The 19,338-nt window shown below is 69.0% G+C and carries 17 protein-coding genes; 5 read left to right on the forward strand and 12 right to left on the reverse strand.

Annotation, left to right across the window (positions count from 1 at the left end):
• Window positions 1-33: 33 nt before the first annotated feature.
• Entirely contained in the window at window positions 34-252 is a 219-nt protein-coding gene (locus LTT66_RS16840) for an MbtH family protein (RefSeq protein WP_043698670.1), read from the forward strand.
• Window positions 253-505: 253 nt separating this feature from the next.
• Here the strand turns inward: LTT66_RS16840 and LTT66_RS16845 are convergent, their stop codons facing one another.
• Window positions 506-1,957, reverse strand: a complete 1,452-nt coding sequence (locus tag LTT66_RS16845) for a helix-turn-helix domain-containing protein (protein WP_233068597.1) — start codon at window positions 1,955-1,957, stop codon at window positions 506-508.
• A 150-nt stretch (window positions 1,958-2,107) separates the two neighbouring features.
• On the opposite strand from LTT66_RS16845, the gene LTT66_RS16850 reads away from it, so the two are divergent.
• The 3 genes from LTT66_RS16850 (at window position 2,108) to argS (ending at window position 4,852) form a co-directional block, all read left to right on the forward strand.
• Window positions 2,108-2,296, forward strand: coding sequence for a hypothetical protein (locus LTT66_RS16850; protein ID WP_233068598.1), 189 nt, complete (start codon window positions 2,108-2,110; stop codon window positions 2,294-2,296).
• A gap of 6 nt (window positions 2,297-2,302) precedes the next feature.
• Window positions 2,303-2,569, forward strand: coding sequence for a hypothetical protein (locus LTT66_RS16855; RefSeq protein ID WP_233068600.1), 267 nt, complete (start codon window positions 2,303-2,305; stop codon window positions 2,567-2,569).
• A gap of 516 nt (window positions 2,570-3,085) precedes the next feature.
• Window positions 3,086-4,852: an arginine--tRNA ligase gene (gene argS / locus LTT66_RS16860; RefSeq protein WP_233068602.1), complete on the forward strand. Its 1,767-nt coding sequence runs from the start codon at window positions 3,086-3,088 to the stop codon at window positions 4,850-4,852.
• An 80-nt stretch (window positions 4,853-4,932) separates the two neighbouring features.
• Here the strand turns inward: argS and LTT66_RS16865 are convergent, their stop codons facing one another.
• The 5 genes from LTT66_RS16865 to LTT66_RS16885 all read right to left on the reverse strand — a co-directional run bounded on the left by LTT66_RS16865 (window position 4,933) and on the right by LTT66_RS16885 (window position 9,808).
• A complete protein-coding gene (locus LTT66_RS16865) occupies window positions 4,933-5,145 on the reverse strand; it encodes a DUF397 domain-containing protein (protein WP_233068604.1) in 213 nt (70 codons plus the stop codon).
• Window positions 5,146-5,147: 2 nt separating this feature from the next.
• On the reverse strand, window positions 5,148-5,774 hold the full coding sequence (locus LTT66_RS16870; RefSeq protein WP_233069291.1) for a DUF5753 domain-containing protein: 627 nt from the start codon (window positions 5,772-5,774) through the stop codon (window positions 5,148-5,150).
• Between the two features lie 369 nt (window positions 5,775-6,143).
• Window positions 6,144-7,031, reverse strand: a complete 888-nt coding sequence (locus LTT66_RS16875) for an aldo/keto reductase (RefSeq protein ID WP_233068606.1) — start codon at window positions 7,029-7,031, stop codon at window positions 6,144-6,146.
• 147 nt (window positions 7,032-7,178) lie between these two features.
• The gene (locus LTT66_RS16880) at window positions 7,179-8,417 is read right to left on the reverse strand and encodes a TetR/AcrR family transcriptional regulator (protein ID WP_233068608.1); all 1,239 of its coding nucleotides are present in this window, start codon (window positions 8,415-8,417) and stop codon (window positions 7,179-7,181) included.
• Window positions 8,418-8,566: 149 nt separating this feature from the next.
• A complete protein-coding gene (locus LTT66_RS16885) occupies window positions 8,567-9,808 on the reverse strand; it encodes a TetR/AcrR family transcriptional regulator (RefSeq protein WP_233068610.1) in 1,242 nt (413 codons plus the stop codon).
• A 940-nt stretch (window positions 9,809-10,748) separates the two neighbouring features.
• Here LTT66_RS16885 and LTT66_RS16890 point away from each other — a divergent pair.
• A complete protein-coding gene (locus LTT66_RS16890) occupies window positions 10,749-10,931 on the forward strand; it encodes a hypothetical protein (RefSeq protein ID WP_233068612.1) in 183 nt (60 codons plus the stop codon).
• A 37-nt stretch (window positions 10,932-10,968) separates the two neighbouring features.
• Here LTT66_RS16890 and LTT66_RS16895 read toward each other — a convergent pair whose 3' ends face one another.
• The 6 genes from LTT66_RS16895 to LTT66_RS16920 all read right to left on the reverse strand — a co-directional run bounded on the left by LTT66_RS16895 (window position 10,969) and on the right by LTT66_RS16920 (window position 19,267).
• Window positions 10,969-12,918: an acetoacetate--CoA ligase gene (locus LTT66_RS16895; protein WP_233068614.1), complete on the reverse strand. Its 1,950-nt coding sequence runs from the start codon at window positions 12,916-12,918 to the stop codon at window positions 10,969-10,971.
• A gap of 30 nt (window positions 12,919-12,948) precedes the next feature.
• A complete protein-coding gene (locus LTT66_RS16900; RefSeq protein ID WP_233068616.1) occupies window positions 12,949-13,761 on the reverse strand; it encodes an HpcH/HpaI aldolase/citrate lyase family protein in 813 nt (270 codons plus the stop codon).
• Between the two features lie 208 nt (window positions 13,762-13,969).
• Complete coding sequence (locus LTT66_RS16905) at window positions 13,970-14,455, reverse strand: MaoC family dehydratase (protein ID WP_195153314.1); 486 nt, start codon at window positions 14,453-14,455, stop codon at window positions 13,970-13,972.
• The gene (locus LTT66_RS16910; protein ID WP_233068618.1) at window positions 14,452-15,612 is read right to left on the reverse strand and encodes an acyl-CoA dehydrogenase family protein; all 1,161 of its coding nucleotides are present in this window, start codon (window positions 15,610-15,612) and stop codon (window positions 14,452-14,454) included. The genes LTT66_RS16905 and LTT66_RS16910 overlap by 4 nt, the downstream gene beginning before the upstream one ends.
• Complete coding sequence (locus LTT66_RS16915; RefSeq protein ID WP_233068621.1) at window positions 15,609-17,663, reverse strand: acetyl/propionyl/methylcrotonyl-CoA carboxylase subunit alpha; 2,055 nt, start codon at window positions 17,661-17,663, stop codon at window positions 15,609-15,611. The genes LTT66_RS16910 and LTT66_RS16915 overlap by 4 nt, the downstream gene beginning before the upstream one ends.
• Window positions 17,664-17,668: 5 nt before the next feature.
• Window positions 17,669-19,267, reverse strand: coding sequence for a carboxyl transferase domain-containing protein (locus tag LTT66_RS16920; RefSeq protein ID WP_233068622.1), 1,599 nt, complete (start codon window positions 19,265-19,267; stop codon window positions 17,669-17,671).
• Window positions 19,268-19,338: the final 71 nt, after the last annotated feature.

The raw sequence follows: 19,338 nt of genomic DNA on the forward strand, positions 1-19,338 counted from the left end.
ATCCCTGACCCGACCAGAAAGAAGGAAATCGAGATGAAGAATCCGTTCGATGACGACGACGCCAAGTTCTACGTCCTGATCAACCAGGACGGCGAACACTCCCTGTGGCCGGTCTTCGCCGCCGTCCCCGGCGGCTGGACCATCGCCTACGGCGCCGCCAACCGCAAGTCCTGCCTGGAGTACGTGGAAACGCACTGGGTGGACATGCGCCCCAAGTCGCTCATCGAGGCCATGTCCAGCGAGGCGAACTGACCACCTGAATCCGCGGGGCGCGCCGGTCCACACCCCCCTGCCGACCGGCGCGCCCCGCCCCGGCTCCGTGCGCGGTACTCAGGCCCGGCGCGCGGAGTCCTTCATCGTGTCCGCCTTGCCTCTCCGGCACGAACTCGAGCCCCGGCGTGCGCGGAAATCGTTCATCGAGCGCGCGTCCCGCCTGGGCTCCGGATCTGACGTGCGCTGCGGCGGTAACCGATAGCGTGTGCCGCCGCGCCTCCGGGCGCGGTACTCAGACTTCGGCGTGCGCGGAGTCGATCACCGCGTGCGCGTGCTGCCGCCAATCGCTGACGGCTCTGGTGCGCAGGCCGCCCAGCGCCGAGTCGAATTGTTTGGCGCGTTTGGTGACGGTCAATCCAACATAGGTGCGCGCGTTCGTGATCGCGCTGGTCGCCACCGCGCAGGCTTCGTCGATCTCGCCGGAGGCCAGCAGCGCCGTGGCGTGCTCGAAGCGGACCAGGGCGGGTTCCATGGTCTCAGACGGGTCGTACAGCGCCATCGCGCGGGCGGCCGCCACGGCGGTCTCCTCGGCGCGGCCGAGCCGGGAATATCCGATCGCCTGATAAAAAGCGAGTTTCTCCGGGCGGAAAGAAAAAATACCGACCGAAAGGTCTTCCGGCCCGACGTCTTCCAGAGCCGAGGCCGATCGCGCGATACACCGTGTGAATTCATCGGCGTGCCCGAGGCTGGCGTGCGCGCGCGCCGCCATTCCCCACAACCATGCGGCTGCCGGGCCGTAGGACGGATTTTCTTGCAAGCGACCGTCGAGTAACTGCAATACTTCCTTTGGTTTATCGCTATAGGTCGGCAAATACGCGAGTCCGGCCAGGGCGATGTCCTCCGAATAGCGATCGCCGATGTCCTGCGCGGCATGGATCGCGGTGGCGTACCACATGCGCGCCTGACCGAAATGGCCCTCGTTGAACAGGATCTCGCCGACCACGTTCGCCAGCCGGCCCGCGGTGCGCACCAACCGGACCTGATGGTGGGTGGGCTGCCGTTCGCCGAGACAGCCACGCACCATACGGAATTGCTCGAGCCCGGTCTGCAGCAGTTCGTGCGGCGGCACCTGGACCACCCGCGTGCCGAGGACCTCGGCCGACTGCTCCAAGAACGCCAATCGCCGTTCGCTGATCGACCCCGCGTCGAGGGTTGCCAGCATCCGCTCCGGTTCGCTCGCCACCAGGTCTGCCGCCTGGCCTGCCAGACCTGCGCCGATGCAGGCCAGCAGTTCTCGCCTTCTCACGTCGTCTTCCTCGACTTCCTTGTCGAGCCCGATTTCCCTACCGAGCTTGGTGTGCCTTTCCGGCGCCGAATCGGCGCTTTCGTAGTCGTGAGCCGTCATCCGGCCCGTGGTGATCGCACGCTCGAATCGTTCGGAGACGGCGGAATCCACCTGCGACAGGACCCTGTCCAGGAGACGCTGGCTAGCGGCGTGCATCCGGGTCGTCCGGCCGTTCTCCCACAGGACCACGGTGCGCGGTGTGACGCCCACCAGACGCGCGAATTCGTAACGGCTCCGCTTCATCGCCGTGCGAAGCGCATGTACAGCTTCGCCCGTCCAGTCGACCTCCACCATAGGTCTCTGTTCCTCCCTCCAGGCCACTACAAACGGAAAGTACTCGCAATTACCGCATTCGGGTCTGTTATCTACCGAATCGCAACGCGCACTGTTGAATCGCACCCGGCATCGGGGGTCCGCCCAAACCCTGTCGAGGGCGCCCGATGTCCGGAACCCGGCGCACGGTCCCGGCACGGCCCGATCCATCCGTGTCGAGCGCGGTCCGGCGGCGCCTTCTCGGTGCCGGGTGCACTGCCCTAATGGAGGTGAAAGATGGACGTGTTGCCCTCGGATGTCCGGGAGCTGTGGCTGATCCAGAGCCGCGATTGCTCTCAGGAACCGCTCGGTCTGACCTATGAGCGCGCGCGATTCCTCTGCGCTGTCCACGGCGGGCACGGCGCGACCTGCCATCAATATCTAGCCGCCTCGGCGTTCTGTTCCGGGCAGGCCACCGGCCGGTGACCGGCCGTGGAACCGCTGCTGAGCATGCTCGGCGCTTGCACACTGCTGGTGGCGGCGATCGTCGCCGTGGGTTCCTGTCTGTCGCACGGCGGCACCGATGACTCGCACCGTCCACCCGATGAGCCATTCACCATCGAACAGGCGCACCGGGTGATGCAGGGCCACCGTCCCTGCCGCGCGGACGCCTGCCCCCGCAAGCAGGCGGCCTTCCGCATCCTGGTCGCGTCCGGCCGCGTCGTCCCCGACAGCCGGGCCGACGGATACTCGCGCTGACCAGCGTCAGCGCGCCGAACTCGTTGCCGTTGAGCGTGATCCGCGCGGCAGCGAACACCCGCTGATCGGGACTGTGGCGAGGGAATCCCGAACAGCGCCGGAGTCCTCGTATCCCCGTACCACGGGATACGAGGACCCGCCGGTGTCCGCTCGAGCCTCCGTATGACTGTCCGCCTCCCGCCGCGCTTTTCGAATCCGAGTCGATGTCGGAGGGGAACATCTACCCGAACATCTGGTACGAGGGCGGCGAAGCGCTCGACTGCTTCCGAGTGAATCGCGAGGAGTCGATGCGACAACGGCCGACGGAGTGGTCGGTTGCCGGGCTCCCGGCGGGCTATTCGGCAGAGGCGGCGACCGCCGTGCCGTCGACCTCGGCACCGATGTCGCGGGCGCACGCGTTCACCTCACCGGCGGCATGATCATCGACTGACCCGGCAAAGCGCCGCGAAAGTCACGTGATCGATGCCGGGTTCGTTGGGATACTGGCGCATCCCTACAACCAGGAGGATTCGTCCCGTGACCCATTCCGGGGTTCTGCCATTGCTCGATCAGGTCGCCGCCGCTGTCTCCGACGCGATCGACCGAACCCGGCCGGAGGCGGTGGGGGCAGACCCGGTGGTGCGCCGATCCACCCACGCCGACTTCCAGTCCAACGCCGCGCTCGCGCTCGCGAAGCGGCTGAAGGTCCGGCCGTCGGATTACGCGGCCGAACTGGCTACGGCGTTGGCTTCCGCGCCCGCGGCGGCGATCCGATCGGTCGAGTTGTCCGGCCCGGGATTCCTGAACATCACGGTGGCCGATCGAGCCGTGTGGCAGCAGGTCGCGGCGCGGCTGGGTGACGACCGCCTCGGCGTGGCGGCCACCGAAGACGGTCGCCGCACCGTGGTCGACTACTCCGCGCCGAACATCGCCAAGGAGATGCACGTCGGGCATCTGCGCACCACGATCATCGGTGACAGCTTGTCCCGCGTACTGGACTTCCTCGGCGCAGGGGTGATCCGTCAGAACCACCTCGGCGACTGGGGAACCCAGTTCGGGATGCTCATCCAATATCTCGACGAGCACCCGGAGGCGCGATGGCGGCACGACGAGCTCGACGGCGCGAATTCGGCGGTCTCGGCCCTCGACCAGCTCTACCGGACGGCGCGGGCAGCCTTCGACGCCGACCCGGAGTTCGCGGCCCGGGCCCGCGCGCGGGTGGTCGCCTTGCAGGCCGGTGACCCGGCGACGTCGGCGCGCTGGAGCGAGATCGTCGCCGAGTCGGAGAAGGCGTTCCGCGACATCTACGACCGGCTGGGTGTTCTGCTCACCCCCGACGACAACGTGGGCGAGTCGTTCTACAACCCGATGCTCGCCGACACCATCGATGAACTGGTCACCAAGGGCATCGCGGTGGAGAGCGACGGTGCGCTCGTCGTGTTCTCCGAAGCGGTGACCGGCCCCGACGGCGAGCCGGTGCCGCTCATGGTGCGCAAACGGGACGGCGGATACGGCTACGACACCACCGATCTCGCGACCATTCGCTACCGGATCGGCGTTCTGCGCGCCGAGCGGCTGCTGTATGTGACCGACTCCCGCCAGGCCCTGCACTTCCAGTTGGTGTTCGAGACCGCGCGCCGCGCCGGTTGGCTCACCGAGGCGGTCGAGGCCGAGCACATCGCCTACGGCACCGTCCTCGGCCCCGACGGCAAGCCGTTCAAGACCCGCGCGGGCGGCACCGTGCGCCTGATGGATCTGCTGGACGACGCCGTGGCCGCCGCCCGCCGCGTCGTACAGGAGAAGAACTCCGATCTGCCCGCCGCCGAATTGGATTCGATCGCCGAGCAGTCCGGAATCGGCGCGGTGAAGTACGCCGACCTGTCCACCTCACGGGTCAAGGACTACGCCTTCGACCTCGCCCGCATGACCGCCCTCACCGGCAACACGGCGGTCTACCTGCAATACGCGCACGCCCGCATCCGCTCTATCCTCCGCAAAGCGGGCGAACCCACCCCTGTGGTGGATGCCGGACAGCCGCTCGAACCGGCCGAACGCGCACTCGCGCTCGAGTTGGACGCGTACGGCAGCACGGTCATCGAAGTGGCGTCCACCCTGGAACCACACCGCCTGTGCGGCTACCTCTACGAGCTGGCCCGCGACTTCACCGCCTTCTACGACAACTGCCCGGTCCTGACCGCCGACGAACCGAGCCGCACCAACCGCCTCGCCCTGTGCGCGCTCACCGCCCGCACCTTGGCGCACGGGCTGGGTCTGCTGGGCATCGCAGCGCCCGAACGCATGTGAGCTCTCCTCGTAGGGATATGGCTGTGGCCCAGTCACTTCGCAACAGCCATATCCCTACTGCGTATCGCGCTTCCGCAGGGTCAGGCGTTCGACGGGTCGAACGCGCCGTTTGTGACACCCGCCGTGAATGCGTTCCACTCACCCGGGGTGAAGACCAGCGCCGGACCGCTGGTGTTCTTCGAGTCACGGACTCCGACCATATCGCCGTCGAGCCACGCGACCTCGACGCACTCTTGGCCCGCCTGGCTTCTGCTGCTCTTGAACCACTTGGCCCCAGCAAAATCTTTACTCACGCTTAGTACTCCTTCGCCACTTTCCTGAGCAACGCTCTGCTCTCTGTCACGCTCAGCGCAGCATCGCGCAGAGCCGCCGACACCGCGCGGTATCGGTCCACGTCCGGCCGTTTCTCGAGGTAGATGTTCGCGGTCAGCACGTTCTCGATGTACCCCACCGCAGGTTCGACGGGTCGCCCCTTGCCGTCCCTGCCGAAGTCGAGGATGACAAAGCCACCTGGCAGCACGCCCGCCGGCAGTCCCTGCGAGAACGGCAGGATGCGTACTTCGACATTCGGCCACGTGCTGGCGTCGGCGAGTTGGAGTAACTGACTCGACATGATCCTGGGACTGCCGACCCTGCGATGCAGAGCCGACTGGTGCAGCACGACATCGAGCGTGACCGGCTGAATCTTCCGCCCGACGAGCGTTTGCCGTTTCTCCGCCCGTCCGGACTGCTGGTGATCCAGGCGATCCGCGCCTGCGCGAGCCCACCCGAGCCCGGGAGGGCGGCCCGCCATGCCTGACCCCTCGACAAACGCGACCATCCACCCGTTCCGCGCCGCCCGCGCCGACCGATCGCGCCCGCGCTCGAAATACGCCCACGACAACCCCCAGTGGGCCGTGTCGAGCCGCAGAAACGCCGCCATCGCCGCCACCCTGCACCGCGCCTGCGATTTCGCCGCTTGCTCGACCTTGGTCGCCGCAACCATCGTCGCCCGCGACGACTTCGCCTACTTCCGCGACCGCCCCCGACAAACGAACTCGCGCTGAGCGGGACAACTCAGTTCCCTCGCCGGGTCGGTCAGGTCCCGACACCGCCGTTCGAGTGGCGTCCCGGTCGGGAGTGGCACAGCGCTACGGCGAACCGGGCGACCTCAAAACGACTGATGCAGAAGGAAAGCGGATGGTTCATGTCCTACGGCGGCGTCGGCGTCTGGGTCCCGCCCGCTGCCGACAGGGATTCGGGGGCACCCGGTCACGCCGCCGTGGGTGCCCCCGAGCATCAGCCGGGCCGATCAGTTCCCAGTCGACCCGGTAGCAGCGGACAACGCCTCGAATTCCGCGTCGCTCAACGTGATTCGCGCGGCCTCGGTGTTCTCCTCGACGTGCGCGACGCTGGAGGTACCCGGGATCGGCAGCACGACGGGGGAGCGGCGCAGCAGCCAGGCCAGGGCGAGCTGGGCGGGGGTCGCGCCGTGCTCGGCGGAGATGGCCGCCAGCGGGCCGCCGGGAGCGGCGAGTTCACCGGTGGCGATGGGGAACCACGGGATGAAGCCGATGTTCTCCTGTTCGGCGTAGTTCAGCACGTCCTCGTCGGCGCGGTTGGCCAGGTTGTACAGATTCTGCACCGAGGCGATGGTGGCGTGCTCGCGCGCCTGGCGCAGCTGCTCGACGCTCACCTGCGAGAGGCCGATATGCCGGATCTTGCCCTCCTGCTGGAGCGCGACGAGTTCGCCGAGCTGGTCGGCCAGCGGCACCTGCGGGTCGATGCGGTGCAGCTGGTACAGGTCGATCCGGTCGAGGCCCAAGTGGCGCAGGCTGAGTTCGGCCTGCTGGCGCAGGTATTCGGGCCTGCCGACCGGCCGCCACTCATTGGGCCCCTGCCGCGTGAGCCCCGCCTTGGTGGCGATCACCAGGTCCTCGCGATAGGGGTGCAGTGCCTTGCGAATCAGGTTCTCACTGACGAACGGGCCGTAGGAGTCGGCCGTGTCGATGAAGTTCACCCCGAGTTCCACCGCGCGGCGCAGCACCCGTACCGCCTCGTCGGGGTCCTTCGGATCGCCCCACACACCAGGGCCGGTCAACTGCATCGCGCCGTAACCGAGCCGGTGCACCGGAAGATCGCCGCCGATGGCGAAGGTTCCGGAGGCCGCCGCGGGCTGTGCGTCGAGGTCTGTGCTCATAAAGGGTCTACCTTCCGAAGTCGGAAACTGCGAACGCTGCACGAGTGTCGCGCCGGTCCGGCGCGCTCTCCTGCCGCAACAGCGCTGTCGCGAGGTCGATTCCCGGCGCGGTGTTCGCCGGTGGCGTAATACCGGGGCGACCCTGCCCTACTCCGCCGGCCGCTCGAACAGGATCACCTGCATCAGGCGGATCACGCGCCGGGGCGAGCACGCCGGGTCGTCGGAGCCGAAGCGTTCACCCAGATCGACTACCAGGGCGAACGCGGCGTGCACCAGCAGGCGCGCCTCGGCCGCGGACAGCACGGGCCGCACGCCGATCAGCAGTTTGGCCCACTCCTCGACATTGAGCCGCTGGATGTTGCGCAACACGGTGCGCTCCTCCGGCGGCACGTTGCTGATCTCGGCGTAGTAGACGAAGGTCAGCTCGCGTTCGGCGAACGAGCCCGCCACGTACAGCTCGATCAGCGTGCGCAACGCCTGCTCGGGCGTCTCGGCGGCGGCGACGGCGGGCCCGATGGCGGCCGACACCCGTTCGGCCGCCCGGCGGAACGCGGCGGTGAGGATGTCGCCCTTGCCGCGGTAGAACCGGTACACCGCCGAGGAGGCGGGCAGCCCGGCGGCGGTGGCGATGTCCTCCACGCTGACGTTCGGGTATCCGCGCTGGTGGAACAGCTCGACCGCACGGGTCAGCAACAGTTCGTGCTTGAAGGTCAGCGGGATCTCGCTCGCGGCGAAGTTCTCGGCGCTGCCGGGCGGCGGCAGCTCACACGCGGCGATCGCGTGGCAGGCTGCGGTCAGCCGCGCGGTGAGCGTACGCACCGGGATCGAGACGTGGTGATCGCCGATGCTGCTGAGCACGCTCAGCTCCGCCGCGGCGAGCACGGCGCGGTCGGCCTTGGGCAGCGTGGGTCTGGTCGCGGCGAGCAGTGACGTGAGCGCCGCGTTCACGCAGGCGAGCTGATCGGTCAGGGTGGCCGCGTCGGCTTCCTCCAGGTAGCGCCGCTGCCAGCGCAGCAGCGCGGCGCTGCGCCGGTTGGCGATGGCGGCCGTGATCAGCGCGTCGAGCACTCGTTCGAGTCGCTGCCCGGCGGGTAGGCCCGTGGCGTCCGGCAGCGTGGCCGCTTCCTCGCTGACCGCGCCCAGCCGCAGCGCTTCCTCGCGGAACAGCGCGTACTTGCTCGGGTAGTGCCGGTACAGCGCCGCCGAGCTGATGTCGAGCCGAGAGGCGATGTCCTCCATGCTGACGCCGTGGTAGCCCAGCGCGCCGAACGCCTCCGCCGACGCCGCCGCGATCTGCGCCCGGCGGTCGCGTGGTCGGCGACGGATCACCCGTGCCGGTGTCCCGTCGGCCGCCTCGTCCGCAGTGCGGTCGTCCCGGGCACCCATGCGGCGATGGTAGCCCAAGCCAATGCTTGGTACATCGCTGCCAACCTTGCTCGGCGCTAAATGAATGGTAGATCACAAGAAGGCTGTGATCCGGCCTTCAGATCGCACGATGCGCACGGCGGGATGAGAATCATCGATCACATATTCGGCTAGCGGGCGGGCCGGTCGAAGAGAATCAACTGCATCAGCAGACGCACTCGATCCTGGGCGGCCAACGATTCGTTGCCGAAGGAGCGGCCCAGATCCACGACTACCGCGAACGCCGCGTGGACGAGGATGCGCGCCTCGGCCGGAGTGAGCTCCGGGCGCACCTCGCGCAGCAACCTGGCCCACTCTTCCACGCTGAGCCGCTGGATATTCCGCAGCACCGTGCGTTCCTCGGCCGGAACATGCTGGAACTCGGTGTAATACACGAAGGTGAGGGCGCGTTCGGCGAACGATCCCGTGACGTACTGCGCGATCAACGCGGTGAGCGCGTCCTCGGAATCGGTGGCCGCGGCCACGGCGGGGCCCACGGCGCCGGAGACCCGCTCGGCGGCCCGGCGGAACGCGGCGGCCAGGATGTCGCTCTTGCCCCGGTAGAACCGGTACACCGCCGACGCGGCCGACAGCCCGGCGGCGGTGGCGATGTCCTCGACGCTGACGTTCGGGTAGCCGCGCTCGTGGAACAGCTCGACCGCTTTGCGCAGCAGCAGTTCGTGTTTGAACGAGTCCGGGATCTCCACCACCGCGACCGGCTCCACCGCGCGCAGTGCGGGCAGCTTCGCGTGCGCGATCGACCAGCAGGCCGAATGCAGCAGGCGGGCAAGGGGTTTCGTGGGAAGTGCGGCATGGTGGTCGGCGATGCTGGTGATCGCGCTGAGCAGTGCGGCGCGCAGCACGCGCAGGTCCGCATCGTCGAGCTCCGGACGCAGCGCGGCCAGTTGACCGCCCAGCGCGCCGAGGACCGTGGCCTGCTGCTGGTTGAGCGTGGTCTGGTCGTCGGGCTCGAGGTAGCGGACCTCCCAGCGCACCAGCGTGACGGTGGGGCGGTTCTCGATCGTGACCGCGATGAGCGCGTCGAGCACGTGCCGCAACCGCTGTTCGGCAGGCCAGTCCGCCGCCTCCTCGGGCAGCTCCACCGATTCGGTCATCGCCCGGCCCACACGCAGCAGTTCCTCCCGGAACAACGCGTACTTGCTCGGATAGTGGCGGTACAGCGCCGCGGAGCTGATCCCGAGCCCGGAGGCGATGTCGTCCATGCTCACGCCGTGGTAACCCAGCGCGCCGAACGCGGCCGCCGACGCCGCCGCGATCTGGGCGCGCCGATTCTTCGGCCTGCGCCGGATCTCCCGAGGTGCCGAGTCGCCGCTGCTCGCCTTCCGCGCCGTACGGCGATTGTCGACACTCATGACGAACATCGTAACGACCTGGCCGTATGGCCGGGCCGGGCGTGCCACGCCGATACGGCTCCCGGGGATGAGCGGCCCCCGGGAGCTGTACCTGTTCTCCGGTGCGCGTCGGCTCGCGACAAGGCGGGATGCGCATGCCGATGCGTCCGGAAGCCGACAACCCGACGCGGCCGAGCGGGGGGCACCAGGAACGCCGTGCCGTGGCAGGATGTCGAACAGAGACAAACTTACACGAATGTATGCGCACTACAAAGAGGTAGTCTGTAAAAGAATCATTGTTCACATAGTTCGTCGCTTCGGATGCGGGTGACCACCCGGGCTCTACCGCGCGGCACCGTGGCGATGTTGCGGATCTTGCCGCGCTCGGGCCTGCTGTTCGGCGGAAGCGAAGGATCGTGACGGGCAGGATCTCCCGCAGCACGGTGGCGCCCTCCAGCAGCGAGAATCCCGCGCCGATGCGCCGCCGCACGCCGCCGAACGGTAGCCGGGTGTTCGGCGCCAACTCGCCGTCGAGGTTCGGACTGAACACCGCGACATCGGGGTAGGCGGTGGTGCGGCGGTGTGCGAGGACGATCGAGGTGGCGACGACGGTGCTCGCGAGCAGGCGATGTCCGCCGATCGTCATGTCTCTGGTGTGCACGAGCGGCGGCAGCGCGGGGCCTCGGGGACACCCCGCGGACTCGACGACTTCTCGGGCGTCTCGGTGGGCCACGATGCTGCCGCCACGCGGATGTCGGACCGGCTGTCGCTTGCGCACCAGGGAAACCCGAACTCTGGTCCATGCGGACTATGGACCGGACGACCGTCCGGTGCCCTCGTCCGAAAACGCGTGGCGTGGTGGAGCCGAATGCGTCAGGGCCGCGTGGGCGGAAACGGATTTCAGGCCCTTATTCGTCCGAATTCGGTTGTACCGGTGCGTCTTTCTGGTAAGGAGTTCACCATGGCGTTGGCTTTGCACCCGGTGGACCCCATCCCGGTGCTCGGCGCCGTGATCGCCGCGGTACGGCGGATCACGGCGCGCTACCGGCTCACTCCGCAGGAGAAGCGCAACCTGGAGGCCGCTCGCGGCGCGCGAGCGGCGGTCTTCACCGCGTCCATCGGCGGCCGCTCCTACCGAAGGTAGAACCGAACCCCCTGCACCACAGCGCAACCCGCCGAACTCAGGCGCGCCCGCCGGGCCGGACCGTGCCGTACCAGTCGAGCAGGTCCGGGTTGTCCACGGCGCTGCGTTCGACGACGCGGCCCGGGTCGGCGCCCTGGAACAGCTTCTTGATCGGCACTTCCAGTTTCTTGCCGGTGCGGGTGTGCGGGATGCCGGGGGCGAGGATGATCTCGTCGGGCACGTGCCGGGGGGATACTTCGGTGCGGATGGTGATGTTGATGCGTGCTTTCAGTTCATCGGTGAGTTCCGCGCCGGGCGCCAGGACCACGAACAGCGGCATCCAATATCCGCCGTCGGGCTGTTCGGCCCCGATCACCAGCGCCTCGGCGATCTCCGGGAGCCGTTCGACGGACTGGTAGATGTCGGCGCTGCCCATCCGGATGCCGTGCCGGTTGAGCGTGGAATCGGAGCGCCCGTGCACGACGACGCTGTGGTGGTCGGTGATGGTGATCCAGTCGCCGTGCCGCCAGACGCCGGGGAACATGTCGAAATACGCGTCGTGATAACGCTTTCCGTCCTCGTCGCGCCAGAACGCGACCGGCATGGACGGCATCGGCGCGGTGACGACGAGTTCGCCGACCTCGCCGCGCACCGGTTGCCCGGCCGGGTCGTAGGCGTCCAGTGCGACGCCGAGATAGGGCGCCGACAGCTCACCCGGCCACACCGGCACGGTGCGCACGCCGCCGATGAACGCCGACACCACGTCGGTGCCGCCGCTGATCGAGGAGACCTGCACGTGCTCGCCGACGTTCTCGCCCAGCCACAGCGCCGACGACGTGGGCAGCGATGAACCCGTGATACCGACCGTACGCAGTGCCGACAGGTCGTGATCGGTGCGCGGGACGGACCCCGCTTTGATGCACGCCAGCACGTAGCCGGGGCTGGCGCCCAGCACGGTGGCCCCGACCTCGGCCGCGATGCGCCACAGTGCGTCGGGAGCCGGTGCGGTGGGGCTGCCGTCGTAGGTGACGATGGTGGCTCCGGCCAGCAGGCCCGCGATCTGGAAGTTCCACATCATCCAGCTCGGGCTGGTGTACCAGAAGAAGGTGTCCTCGGGGCCGATATCCGATTGCAGGGCAACCGCTTTGAGGTGTTCGAGCAGTACGCCGCCGTGGCCGTGCACGATACCCTTGGGCAGGCCGGTGGTGCCGGAGGAGAACACGATCCACAGCGGATGGTCGAAATCCACCGATTCCGTGGTGATCACCGGGGGCAGCGACTCGGTGCTGGTGATCGCGTCGTCCCACGAGGTGGCGTCCGGTACGTCCAGCCCGAGCCGGGAGACCGCGATCGTGCCCTTCAGCGAGGCAAGGCCCGCACGCAACGCGGCGATGTCGTCGCGCTTGTCGTGCGCCTTGCCGCCGAAACGGTAGCCGTCGGCGGTGACCAGCACGGTCGGCTCCAGCTGCCCGAGCCGGTCCAGCGCGGCCTTCGGGGAATAGTCCTGCCCGCAGGCGCTCCACACCGCGCCGATGCTCGCCGTGGCCAGGAACGCGATCACCGCCTCCGGGATGTTCGGCAGATACCCGGCCACCCGGTCGCCGGGACGCACACCAAGCGAACGCAACGTCTGCGCGAAAGCCGCTGTGTGGTCGATCAATTCGGCCCAGGACACCTCTCGGATCGGAGCGTCCTCGCTGACCGCCTTGATCGCGGGCCGGTCGGTGTTCAGCTGCCGGATCACCTGATCCACGTAGTTGAGCCTGGTGCCGGGAAACCATTGCGCCCCCGGCATCTCGGCGCTCGGCAGCACTTCCCCGGCGATGTCGCCGAGTTCGAAGTAGTCCCACAGCGCATGCCAGAATCCGGCGAGATCCTCGACCGACCACTGCCACAGCGCGTGATAGTCGCCGGAGCGCACGCCGGTGCGCTCCGCGACGAATCGCGCGAAGTCGGTGATCCTGGCCTCGGCGACATCCTGCTCGGTCGGCACCCACTGTGGTTGCATCGCATTCCTCCTGGCTGTGGAACTCGGGGATCAGGCGTGGTCGGCGCGCCGCACGATCTGCTCGGCGTGCCGGAACACGGGGCCATCGACCATCCTGCCCTCGAGGGCGAAGACCCCGCGGTGCTTCGGCGCCTCCTCCAGCACCCGCCTGGCCCAGGTGAGCTCTTCTTCCGAGGGCGCGTAGGCGGCCCGCAGCACAGCCACCTGGCTGGGATGGATCGCGACCTTGGCGTCGAAGCCGACCGCGATCGCGTCCTCGGCTTCGGCGCGCAGGCCGTCCAGATCGCGAATGTTCAGATACACCGAGTCCAGCGCGAATTTGCCGTACGCCTTGGCGGCCAGCAGCGTGGCGGACCGCACGTGGCGGGCCACGTCGCGGTAGCCGCCGTCGGCGTGCCTGCTCCCGGTGCCGCCGAGCCCGGCAACCAGGTCCTCCGCGCCCCACATGACGCCGATCGCGTTGGGCGCCGTCACCGCCTGGTTCACCGCGAGCGCACCGAGCGGCGACTCGATCAGGGCGATCACCTCGTAGTCCGACAGCGCCGTGATCTGTTCGGCCGACTCGCATTTCGACAGCATGAGCCGCCGGTAGGCGGTGCCGGCGAGCGCCGCCAGATCGAGCGCGTGATCCTCGGTGCCCGCCGCGTTGACCCGCACCACCGTGGTCCGCGGGTCCAGCGGGGTGTCCAGCAGCGCCTTGCGCGCCGCCGCCTTGTCGTGCGCGGCGACGCCGTCCTCGAGGTCGAGGATCACCACGTCGGCGGCCGCGGCCGCCTTCGCGAAGCGTTCCGGGCGATCCGCCGGGCAGAACAACCACGCCGGACCCGCCATCTGCCAGCTCATACTGCGTCCTTTCGGGCGTGTGCGGTCACGCTGCGCTGCCGCCTCCGGGCCTGACCGCTCATGCTGTGTCTCCTGTGGGCATGTGCGGGGCCCTGCGTGGTTACGCTGCGCTGCCGCCTCCGGGCCTGACCGCTCATGCTGTGTGTCCTGTGGGCATGAGCGGGGCCCTGCGTGGTCACGCTGCGCTGCCGCCTCCGGGCCTGACCGCTCATGCCCCGGCCTCCGGGGCTTTGCGGACCAGCGTCTTGCGAACAGCCGTGGCGACGACGTCACCGTGCTGGTTGCGCGCCGTGTGCGCGAAGGTGACGATGCCTTCGCCCGGACGGCTCTTCGACTCGCGCTTGTCGGTGACCACGGTCTCGGCGTACATGGTGTCGCCGTGGAACAGCGGCTTGGGAAACGCCACCTCGGAGAAGCCGAGGTTCGCCACGATGGTGCCCTGGGTCAGCTGCGCCACCGACAGCCCGATCAGCGTGGACAGGGTGAACATCGAGTTCACCAGCCGCTGGTTGAACGGGGGCAGCCGATCGCTGAACGCCGCGTCCAGGTGCAGCGCCTGGGTGTTCATCGTCAGCGTGGTGAACAGGACGTTGTCCGCCTCGGTGATGGTGCGGCCGGGGCGGTGTTCGTAGACCACCTCGGTATCGAACTCCTCGAACCACAGGCCGCGCTGCACGACCGTCCGCCGGGTCACAGGCCCAGCTCCCGTCCGATCAGCATCAGCTGCACCTCCGTCGTCCCCTCGCCGATCTCCAGGATCTTGCTGTCGCGATAGTGCCGGGCCACCGGGTATTCGTTCATGAAGCCGTAGCCGCCGAAGATCTGCGTCGCGTCGCGGGCGTTGTCCATGGCGGCCTCGCTGGCCACCAGCTTCGCGATGGAGGCCTGCTTCTTGAACGGCTTGCCCGCCAGCATCAGCGCCGCCGCGTCGTAGTAGGCGGTGCGGGCGGCGTGCGCCCGCGCCTCCATCCTGGCGATCTTGAACGCGATGGCCTGGTTGCGCCCGATCGCCTGGCCGAACGCCTCGCGCTCCTTGGCATAGCGCACGCTCTCGTCCACACAGCCCTGCGCGGCGCCGACCGAGAGCGCGGCGATGGCGATGCGCCCCTCGTCGAGGATGCGCAGGAAGTTCGCGTAGCCGCGCCCGCGCTCGCCGAGCAGGTTCTCCTCGGGCACGCGCACGTCGGTGAAGCTGAGCGGATGGGTGTCGGAGGCGTTCCAGCCCACCTTGTTGTACGCGGGTTCGGCGACGAAACCGGGCGTGTCGGTCGGCACCAGGATGGTCGAGATCTCCTTCTTGCCACCGGCTTGCCCGGTCACCGCGGTCACCGTGACGAGCACGGTGATGTCGGTGCCGGAGTTGGTGATGAACTGCTTGCTGCCGTTGATGATCCATTCGCCGCCGTCGGCGACCGCGGTGGTCCTGGTGCCGCCCGCGTCGCTGCCCGCGCCCGGTTCGGTGAGCCCGAACGCGGCGAGGTTGCGGCCGCTGGTCAGCTGCGGCAGCCATTCCTGCTTCTGCTTGTCGTTGCCGAAGCGGAAGATCGGCATCGCGCCGAGCGAGACCCCCGCCTCCAGCGTGATCGCCACGCTCTGGTCGACCTTGCCCAGTTCCTCGAGCGCCAGGCACAGCGCGAAGTAGTCCCCGCCCATGCCGCCGTACTCCTCCGGGAACGGCAGGCCGAACAGGCCCATCTCGGCCATCCCCGCGACCACCTCGTACGGGAAGGTGTGGTTCGCGTCGTGCTCGGCCGCCACCGGCGCGACCACCGACCGCGCGAAGTCGCGCACGGTCAGCGCGAGATCCCGGTACTCCTCCGGCAGCGTGCCGGTGGACAGGAAGTCGGTCATGTGGGGATTCCTTCTCGTTCGGCCTGTTCGGCGGGGTTCGTTGCGGCCTGCGCGACGACGCGCGCCAGCACTTGGTCGAGGCGCACCTGGGCGCCCGGCTCGACCAGGAGTTCCACGGTTCCGGCGACCGGCGCGGTGAGCGAGTGTTCCATCTTCATCGCCTCCACGATGACCACCGGATCGCCCGCGGCGACGACGGAGCCCGAAGCCACCGGTACCGCGATCACCGAGCCCGGCATGGGGGAGCGGATCTCGGCGTCTCCCACGTGCTCGTCACCGCCGCGCACGTTGACCTCGGCCACTTCGCGCAGCGCCGCGATGCCGCATGGTCCGGCCACCCACAGCAGGCCGTCGTGCTCGGCGGCCCGGTAGGTGCGGCGCAGGCCGTCCACGGTCGAGGTGAGCACGCCCGCATAGCGATCGGAAGCGGTGAAAGTCGCGGTGAGCGAGCGGGTTTCGCCCTCGCCCACCTTGACCGTGCCGCCGTCGGGGGTGCCCGAGACGTAGACGTGCTCGATCCGCTCGCCGCCCGCGAGCCGGATCGGAGTGGGTGCGGCGGCCCCGATCCGCCAGCCGGACGGGATCTCCCAGGGATCACGCGGCGTGGCCGGCCAGCGGCGCAGCCAGTGCCAGGCCGCCGCGGCGACGAACTCGTCGTCGCCGACGGCGGCGGGACGGAAGTCGGCCACCCGCCGGTCCAGCAGGCCGGTGTCCAGTCGTCCTTCGGCGACGTCCGGATCGGCCAGCAGGAAGCGCAGGAATTCGACATTGCTGGTGACGCCGAGCAGCACGGTGTCGGCCAGCGCCCGATCGAGTCTCGCGAGCGCGGCGGAGCGGTCACCGGCATGCGCGATGACCTTCGACAGCATCGGGTCGTAGTCACTGCCGACGTGCGTGCCGATCCGCAGGCCCGAATCGACCCGCACCCCGTGGCCCTCGGGCTCATCGAGGTCGAGCACCGTGCCGCCGGTGGGCAGGAACCCGCGCCCGGGGTCCTCGGCGTACACCCGGGCCTCGATCGCGTGCCCCACCATCCGGATGTCGTCCTGGGCCACCGCCAGCTTCTGCCCGGCCGCCACCCGGACCTGGCATTCCACCAGGTCGACGCCGGTGACCAGCTCGGTCACCGGATGCTCCACCTGGAGGCGGGTGTTCATCTCCATGAAGAAGAACTCGTCGGGCCGGTCGGCGGAGACAATGAACTCCACGGTGCCCGCGCCCACGTAGTCCACGCTGCGCGCGGTGTTGCAGGCGGCGGCGCCGATCCTGGCCCTGGTGGCCGCGTCCAGCAGCGGCGAGGGGGCCTCCTCGATCACCTTCTGGTGGCGGCGCTGCAAGCTGCATTCGCGTTCGCCCAGGTGCAGCACGTTGCCGAACTGGTCGGCCAGGATCTGCACCTCGATGTGCCGCGGCCGGGTGACGAACCGTTCCAGGAACAGCGTGTCGTCGCCGAACGCGGCGGCCGCCTCGCGCCGGGCGCTGCGCAGCGCCTCCGGCAGCCGGGCCGGATCGTCCACCCGGCGCATGCCTTTGCCTCCACCGCCCGCGGACGGCTTGACCAGCACCGGGTAGCCGACTTCGGCGGCCGCGGCGATCAGGTCGTCGTCGGTCAGGCCGGGTGTGGCGATGCCGGGCACCACCGGGACGCCGAACGCGGCCACCGTGTTCTTCGCGGTGATCTTGTCGCCCATCACCTCGATGGCGCGGGCGGGCGGGCCGAGGAAGACGATGCCCGCCTCGGCCAGCGCGGCCGCGAAAGCCGCGTTCTCCGAGAGGAACCCGTATCCGGGGTGGACCGCTTGCGCGCCGGTGCGCACGGCGGCGGCCACCACCCGGTCGATCGCGAGGTAGCTCTCCCTGGCGGGGGCCGGGCCCAGGCGCACCGCCGTGTCGGCTTCGTGCACATGCCGGGCGTCGGCGTCGGCATCGCTGTAGACGGCCACCGAGCGGATGCCCAGGGCGCGCAGTGTGCGGATCACCCGCACCGCGATCTCGCCGCGGTTGGCGACCAGCACGGTGTCGAATCCGACCGGAACAGATCTGTTCAGCATCGCCATCACATCCGGAAAACGCCGTAGGAAACGGGTTCGAGCGGGGCCTGCGCGCACACCGACAGCGCCAGCCCGAGCACGGTTCTGGTGTCGGCGGGATCGATGACGCCGTCGTCCCACAACCGGGCGGTCGCGTAGTAGGGGTTGCCCTGGCTTTCGTATTGCTCCCGGATCGGGGCCTTGAACGCTTCCTCGTCCTCGGCCGACCAAGGCTGCCCGCTGCTGTCGAGCTGGTCGCCGCGCACCGTCGACAGCACCGACGCCGCCTGCTCGCCGCCCATCACCGATATCCGGGCGTTCGGCCACATCCACAGGAATCGCGGCGAATACGCGCGCCCGCACATCGAGTAGTTGCCCGCGCCGTAGGAGCCGCCGATCACGACGGTGAGCTTCGGCACCCGCGCGCAAGCCACCGCGGTGACCATCTTCGCGCCGTGCTTGGCGATGCCGCCCGCCTCGTAGTCGCGGCCGACCATGAAGCCGGTGATGTTCTGCAGGAACAGCAGCGGAATGCTGCGCTTGTCGCACAGCTCGATGAAATGCGCGCCCTTCATGGCGGATTCGCTGAACAGCACGCCGTTGTTGGCGACGATGCCCACCGGATGCCCGTGGATGTGCGCGAAACCGGTGACCAGGGTCTTGCCGTATTCGGCTTTGAACTCGTGGAAGCCGCTCTCGCCCTCGGGTGTGCCGTCGACCAGGCGGTGGATCACCTCGCGCACGTCGTACGGGGTGCGCAGATCCACCGGCACCACGTCGTAGAGCTCGGATTCCGGCGCGGCGGGCGCGATGACCGGCCGGACGTCCCACGGCACCGGGGTGCGCGGCCCGAGTGTGGCCACGATGCGGCGCACGATGCGCAGCGCGTCCTGGTCGTCCTCGGCCAAGTGGTCGGTGACGCCCGAGGTGCGCGAGTGCAGCTCGCCGCCGCCGAGTTCCTCGGCTGTGACCACCTCACCGGTCGCGGCCTTCACCAGCGGCGGGCCGCCGAGGAAAATGGTGCCCTGGTTGCGCACGATCACGGCCTCGTCGCTCATCGCCGGTACGTAGGCGCCACCGGCGGTGCACGAGCCGAGCACCGCGGCGATCTGCGGAATGCCCTCGGCGCTCATGGTCGCCTGGTTGTAGAAGATGCGCCCGAAGTGCTCCCGGTCGGGGAACACCTCGTCCTGGCGCGGCAGGTAGGCCCCGCCGGAGTCGACCAAGTACACGCACGGCAACCGGTTCTGCGACGCGATTTCCTGCGCGCGCAGATGCTTCTTGACCGTCATGGGGTAGTAGGTGCCGCCCTTGACCGTCGCGTCGTTGGCCACGATCACGCACTCGCGCCCGGACACCCGCCCGATCCCGGTGATGATCCCCGCGCCGGGGGACTCGTCGCCGTACATCCCGGTCGCGGCCAGCGGGGAGAGCTCGAGGAACGGGCTCCCCGGGTCCAGCAACCGGTCCACGCGCTGCCTGGGTAGCAGCTTGCCCCGCGCGACGTGGCGATCGCGCGCCTTCGCGGGCCCGCCGAGCGCCGCGGCGGCCAGCCGGGCGCGCAGGTCGTCGGCCAACGCCGCGTGGGCGGCGCGGTTGCCGACGGCCTCTTCGGTAACGGTCATCACGCCATCCTGTCGTCCAGTTAGTCGCCGATAACTGGAATTCAGGTTAGTGTTGATTAACCGAGATGTCC

The organism is Nocardia gipuzkoensis, assembly GCF_021183645.1.
In the GTDB taxonomy this organism is placed as follows: domain Bacteria; phylum Actinomycetota; class Actinomycetes; order Mycobacteriales; family Mycobacteriaceae; genus Nocardia; species Nocardia abscessus.